Source organism: Microbacterium zouquanmingi (genome assembly GCF_052266695.1).
Taxonomy (GTDB): Bacteria; Actinomycetota; Actinomycetes; order Actinomycetales; family Microbacteriaceae; genus Microbacterium.
Genome location: NZ_JBQPQZ010000001.1, coordinates 888,564 through 894,740, shown reverse-complemented (window position 1 = coordinate 894,740; position 6,177 = coordinate 888,564). Strand labels below are relative to the sequence as shown.

Below are 6,177 nucleotides of genomic sequence, written 5' to 3'. Positions count from 1 at the left end.
TGAAAACCCCAAACAAGACGAGTCAACTAAACCGTCAGCAGTCCCCTCGATCCACTCCGCGGTCTCCGGGTGCTGCACCCACACCGCGTTTGAGTTGTAGGGGTCGTAGCTGATGTCGAACTGGCGGGCGCGGAGCGATCCGGTCGGGGCGCCCGTGAGCGAGCGGTTTCGTAGGTCCGCCAGCAAAGCTGAGTCATACGTGCGGTTATGGAGTCCGATGCCTTCATCGCTGACGATGCGCCGCTTCGTCGGTAGCAATGCGAAGAATTCCTCAGCGCGGAACGGCAGCTGCACACCCGGCCCGACTTCGAATAGGGCTGCGTACATCTGGTTCGGCGTCCACGCACGCCCTGGAAACAGCGGGGACCGAAGTCCGCCATGCTGCTTGTTCAGAAAGACGGTGGTGATCCAGGCGTCGTAGGCGAGCCGGACCGAGTCAATGGTGAGGATCGGGTTGTCACGCTTCCCACGGTTAGCGACCGCGTTACCGGTCGAGCCTGCCAGCCACGTTGCGAAGTCTGTTGAGGTGGTGCCGAAGTTGCGTTCTACGTGTGGTTTGGCCGTGGGGGCGTAGGGCGGCGCCAGGACGAGAGTGATGCCGAACGCTCGGCAGGCTGCCTCGAAAGTAGCTGAGCGGAAGTCCGCACCGCCATCGATCGTGATCGCATGAGGGAAGATCCAAGGCACGGCGAGCGAGTCGTCATCCATGTACGGGTTGACCTTCTTCATCAGAGCGGTCGGTAGAGTGACTGACCCAGATAGCGTGGCCGCAGCGGATCCGGGCACAGCTCTGCGTCCGACGATCGCGCGGGCGAGCAACAGCGCATGGTCGTAGCCATTGGGAGCATCCGAGTGGATAGCCCAGGCCAACGGCACACGGCTGGCCACGTCGAATAGTGCCGTCACGATCGGACGATAGGTGTTGCCCTTGTCGTCCCACACCTGCACGTCGAGGGTGGTTGAATCTATCTCACACACGGCGCCCAGCCGATGCGCATTGCCGGAGAAGAACTGACGGTCGGGACTATTGGCCGCGGTGCGGCGGGTCGTCGCTTTGTCAAAGCTGTAGCGCCCCGCGTCCCGTTCGTTGATGTAACTCTGAAGCGTCGTGTCTTTGATCGCGCAGATCGGGTCGCCGGGATACATGCCCTCCAAGGTTCGCCGCACCAGAGCCGCGCAGTGGCGGCGAGAACTGGTCGGCATGGTCACCCGGCCGTCGAGCTCTCGATCGATGACCGCGACCAGGCGAGGGTCAGCTTTAGCGATCGTCAGCCTCTTCTTGCCCTTACGGTGCATTCTGTTGTCCAGAGCGGCGGCGCCGCCTGATTGGTACTCGCGCCATAAGTTGTAGAGAGTTCGTCGTGAGCGTTCCAGCGAGGTTCCGGCGATCTCCGTGACTTTCGAAGCAACTCGCTGTTCCTGGGTCGTGGTCTCCGTGTCGTACTGCGGTCGTGGGCCGACCGCGGTCTCGCTCATCGGGATCCCGTCAAAGGCCTCGAGGAGGTGCTTCTCCATGTCCACCACGTCGGCTGGCCAGGTACCGAAAGCAGGTCGCAGGGCAAAACTGTTATCGCGGCGGGCTGTTCCCCCATGCGCGAGCAATTCGGGTAGTGAAAGGACGAGCCAATCATCGGCGGCACCATCGCGCCGGAGCTTCGCTTCGACACCGCGACGCACCGCTTCCCACACCCATGACTCTCCTTCGATCTCCACTGTGTCGCCGAGACGCAGCCTGTAGTCGTCAGCCATCAGGCAGCCGCTCCGGTGAGCGCGCGATCCGAGGTCGTGAACTCGGTATCGCTGTTGAAGACGTCACCGAGATCGAGCAGGAGAAGGCGTCGCCAGGCGAGGTTGTCGATCCACGCGCATGCGAGAGGTGGGCAGGCTGGCGATGCGACTCGGCATAGGTCGCCGCGGGTGATGCCGTCTCTGGCTGCCGCCAGAATCACGGCCCCAATCTCTGGCGGGGGCATGCAGCGGTCGTGGCGAGACGCGGACAGGGAGTTGAGATTCTGTGTCGCCAGGCGATCATGGCCGGTGAGCACTCGGTAATGCCAGCCGAGATCAGCACAGACGTTTGCGCTCTCGCTGAACTGAAGTTCCGCGTGATCATCGATGCGGTTGGCTGGGCGCACATCGAATAGCCCGTAAGTACCGTCGGTGAACTGAGCGAGGAAGTCAGGCGTGTGTGAGGCCCCGGAGAGGCGGGAGCCATGGCCAAACACGATCGCGAGTGGCTGCGCCCACAGCCGCTCCACTTGACCGCCGTAGTCGAGCCAGAGGACCTCCCAGCGTTCCTCCTGCGACTCGCACCAAACGTGCGAGCGGGTGCGCTGCCAGAGGTACATTGCGGGAGTGAAGCGGTGGCGGACGCCTTTGGAAGTGCGGACTCTCACCGGATCGATGGAAGCCCAATCGCGGTCTCCGAGCTCGGGGTCAACGATCGCGAACTCCGTACGGCGTGAGCCAGCGCTCGTGCCGGGCATCCAATGCAGCTCGGGATGACGGGATCGACGCCGCGCCACGATCGGCGTCGTACTAACAACTGGTCGCATTCTGAATCCTGTCTGCGCAGGTCAAGCCCGAAGCAGCGAGGACCTGGTCTGTCTCGCAAGGGCAATGACTCATCGAGAAGAACAGTAGATGCGGAAGGGGCGGGATTTTGGAGCCATTTACTGCGGGCTGCAGGCCGCAGCAAGGCGCGTTCATCGTGCCGCTCAAAAACATCCTTGTAGATAAGAAGACGTTGAATCTCGCTGCTCTGTAGAACTCAGCGGCCGTCGATTTTCTTAAACCGCGCTCCGGGCGTGTTGCATTTCGTGCAAGGTCATCGTGACCTAGTGCAACGTAAAGACCGTTAGTGCAACGTGAACCCGTTTCCGACAAGAAACCCCTTGACGCAGCATCCACTCAGGCGTAACGTGCAACCAAATGGTTGCACAACGAGAACTGAGCGGAGCGGAGATCGACCGTGTGTTCCATGCACTGGCGACGGCGACTCGGCGTGACATCCTGCGCCGCACGATCGGCGAAGAGCAATCCGTGTCGTCCCTCGCGGGCGACTACGACATGTCCTTCGCTGCCGTGCAGAAGCACGTCGCGGTCCTCGAGGTCGCGGGCCTCATCATCAAGCGCGCCGAGGGACGCGAGCGGCTCGTCCGCGCGAATCCCGAGATGATCGCACGCGCTCGGGCACTGCTCGCCCGCTATGAAGAACTGTGGCGGGACCGCGTCACTCGCCTCGATGATCTGCTCTCTGAAAACACCGAAGGAGACTGAAATGCCTGTCACCGATATCACCACGGATGCCGAGAATCTCACCGTGACCGTCGTCGCCGACTTCGCGGCTCCGATCGAACGGCTCTGGCACGCCTTTACCGACCCGGCCCAGCTCGAGCGGTTCTGGGGCCCTCCCGGGTGGCCCGCCACCTTCACCGAGTTCGATTTCGCGGTCGGTGGCAAGGCGCTCTATTACATGACGAGCCCGCAGGGTGAGCGCTCAGGTGGCTCGTGGGAATTCCTGAACATCCTCGAACCGCATGGCTTCGCGGTCATCGACGCCTTCGCGGACGCCGACGGCAACCCGCTCGAGGGTATGCCGGCGACGCGGATGACGTTCGGTTTCGAGTCGACGGATGCCGGCAGCCGCATGATCAACACCAGCCATTTCGACTCGGCCGAGGCTCTCGAGCAGGTCGTCGCGATGGGTGCGATCGAGGGATCGCGCATGGCCATGGCGCAGCTGGATGCCGTGCTGCAGGATCTTCGCGAGTACGCGCAGGGCAAGGGCACGCGCGTCGAACTGCTCGACGACACGCACGTGCGGATCACGCGCCTCGTGAACGGTCCGCGTGAGCTGGTCTGGCGCGCGCATCACGACGCCGAGCTCGTGAAGAAGTGGATGCTGGGGCCGGACGGCTGGGAGATGACGGAGTCCGTTGTCGGCACCGTCGCCGGCGACACGTACCGCAACTCCTGGGCGCCGATCGGTGACACCGAGGGCGAGCCCTTCGGGTTCGAGGGTGAGGTGCTGCTCGTCGACGCGCCGCGTCGCGCCGTGACGACCGAGCGGATGCAGGGCACCGAAGGTCCGCAGATGCTCAACGATCTGAATCTCTACGAAGAGGACGGCGCCACCCTCGTCACGGTGCTCATCGAGTACCCAGACAAGGAGACGCGCGACATGATCCTCGCCACCGGCATGGCCGACGGCATGGAGGAGTCCTTCGCCCGACTCGAGCGCGAGGTGCTGGGCGCCACGCGTTCGTAACTCCGGATAAACCAGGCCGCAGACCGCGCCGAGCCTACCGCTGCGCCGCGAGTCGGATCGGCGCGTTCGCGCCGCCGTATCCGTCGTAGCCGCCCCGCCGCTCGACCACCTCGAAGAACACGTCACCGATCGTGCGCGTATAGAAGTGGATGAACTCACCGTGCGCGTCGCGGTCGTAGAGCAGATCGAGCTCGCGCAGCGACGCCAGCATGTCGGAAGACAGATCGAACCGCGCGGCGAGGTCGTCGTAGTAGTTCGCCGGAATCCGAAGGTGATCGATACCGCGCTCTCGCGCTCTCCGAGCCACGGTGAACACGTCCGAAGTCCGCACCGCGACGTGCCGTGCCGGTGGCTTTGCGGTGGGAGGGGCGAGGTTGATCGGCACGCGGATGATGCCGTCCGGGGTGCGCATCACCTGACTGCGGATCAGTCCGCGCGGCCCGGGAACATCGGCCGGAGCATCCGCCTGCAATGACAGCGCGCTCGACATGAACAGCACCGCCTCGTCGAAATCCTGCCAGGCATAGGCGAGATTGATGTGATCGATCTCGCCCTCTAGCCCTCCGGCGACCTTCCTGCCGCCCTCGAACTCCTGGAGCCATGAGCGCTCCGCAGGCAGCGAACTCCAGAACACCTGCGTACCATCGGGGGCGGCGACGCCTTGCAGATCCTGCTCGCCGTGGTACGTCCGCCGGAACGCCGAGGACGATCCGAGTGCGAGTGCGCGAGAGACGGCAGCTGCGGCATCCGCTGTCTGCAGACCGATTCCCGCGAGCACCGGCTCGCTGCTGCGCACCTGCTCGTTCAGGATGATCCGCGCCGACCCGGCACTCCACAGGCGCACCGGCTTCGACCTGTGCTGCCCCTCGAACGCGAAGCCGAGCTGCTCGAGCAGTTCGTCCATCTCGGCGAGGTCGGCTCCGGCCACCTCGACGAAATCCAACCCGGTCGTCGCGGGTGCTTCACCCAGCTGTCCGTCCAGCCAGCCGTTCGCAGCCGCCGTGCGGTCAGCCAGCCACACCAACGAGCGATGCGCGTGCGCAGCCGTGCGCACAGTGTCGGTCTGCCGGTACGTGTCGTTGAAGACCTCCAGCGACCACGGGCCGGTGTATCCCGCTTGTGAAACGTGGGTCATGAATCCCACCAGATCGAACGATCCCTCGCCCGGGAAAAGTCTGTGATGCCGGCTCCAGGACAGCACATCCATGTCGAGCGCTGGAGCATCGGCGAGCTGAAGGAAGAAGATCTTCTCCGCGTCGATCTGCTCGATCGCCGCAGGGTCGTGCGCGAGCGAGAGGATGTGGAAGCTATCGAGACACACCCCGAGGTTCGGTCGGTCGGCGCGCTTCACGATCTCCCAGGCGCGCCGGTAGTCGTCGACATACCGACCCCACGCGAGCGCTTCATAGGCGAGCCGGATGCCGTGGGCCGCGGCCCGGTCGGCCAGCTCACCGAGCTGTTGCGCGAAGACCTCATCGTCATCGATCGTCGCGGTTCCCGCGTTGCTGCACACGAGCATGAGGTCGGTGCCAAGGCGCTTCATCACCTGGAATTTCGCCTCGGCACGACGCAGGTTGTCGGCGAAGAGATCGGCTGTCACGCCTTCGGCATCGCGGAACGGCTGGAACATCTCGATCTTCAGCCCGAGACGGTTGCACAGCGCGCGGATCTCTTCCGGCGATTCGGGTGCGGCGATGAGATCTGTGTCCATGATCTCGACGCCATCGAAGCCTGCTTCCGCGCAGGCGTGGAGTTTTTCGACGAGTCCACCCGAGATGCAGACAGAGGCGATTGAGGTGCGCATGGCTGTGAACGTACCAGTTTGTACATTAATTTCCCAGAGGTATTGCTCAATCAATGTACTAACCGGTACATTCGGTCCCTGTACCCGATCAACTTTGGACGAA

General features: G+C 63.6%; 5 protein-coding genes. 2 read left to right on the top strand and 3 right to left on the bottom strand.

Translation table 11 applies throughout. The features are described from left to right. Together ACTU6U_RS04160 and ACTU6U_RS04155 are read right to left on the bottom strand one after the other, a co-directional pair. A partial coding sequence (locus ACTU6U_RS04160) for a TnsB C-terminal domain-containing protein (protein ID WP_443467880.1) occupies positions 1–1,713 on the bottom strand: 1,713 nt, incomplete at its 3' end. A gap of 35 nt (positions 1,714–1,748) precedes the next feature. Continuing rightward, the gene (locus ACTU6U_RS04155) at positions 1,749–2,486 is read right to left on the bottom strand and encodes a hypothetical protein (protein WP_443467879.1); all 738 of its coding nucleotides are present in this window, start codon (positions 2,484–2,486) and stop codon (positions 1,749–1,751) included. A gap of 445 nt (positions 2,487–2,931) precedes the next feature. Between ACTU6U_RS04155 and ACTU6U_RS04150 the strand changes: the two genes are divergently transcribed. After that, positions 2,932–3,279: an ArsR/SmtB family transcription factor gene (locus ACTU6U_RS04150; protein ID WP_443467878.1), complete on the top strand. Its 348-nt coding sequence runs from the start codon at positions 2,932–2,934 to the stop codon at positions 3,277–3,279. A gap of 1 nt (position 3,280) precedes the next feature. Continuing rightward, positions 3,281–4,270 carry an SRPBCC family protein gene (locus ACTU6U_RS04145; RefSeq protein ID WP_443467877.1) on the top strand — a complete coding sequence of 330 codons (990 nt, stop codon included), beginning with the start codon at positions 3,281–3,283 and terminating at the stop codon, positions 4,268–4,270. A 34-nt stretch (positions 4,271–4,304) separates the two neighbouring features. Here the strand turns inward: ACTU6U_RS04145 and ACTU6U_RS04140 are convergent, their stop codons facing one another. Then, entirely contained in the window at positions 4,305–6,074 is a 1,770-nt protein-coding gene (locus ACTU6U_RS04140; RefSeq protein WP_443467876.1) for a sugar phosphate isomerase/epimerase and 4-hydroxyphenylpyruvate domain-containing protein, read from the bottom strand. Positions 6,075–6,177 lie beyond the last annotated feature (103 nt).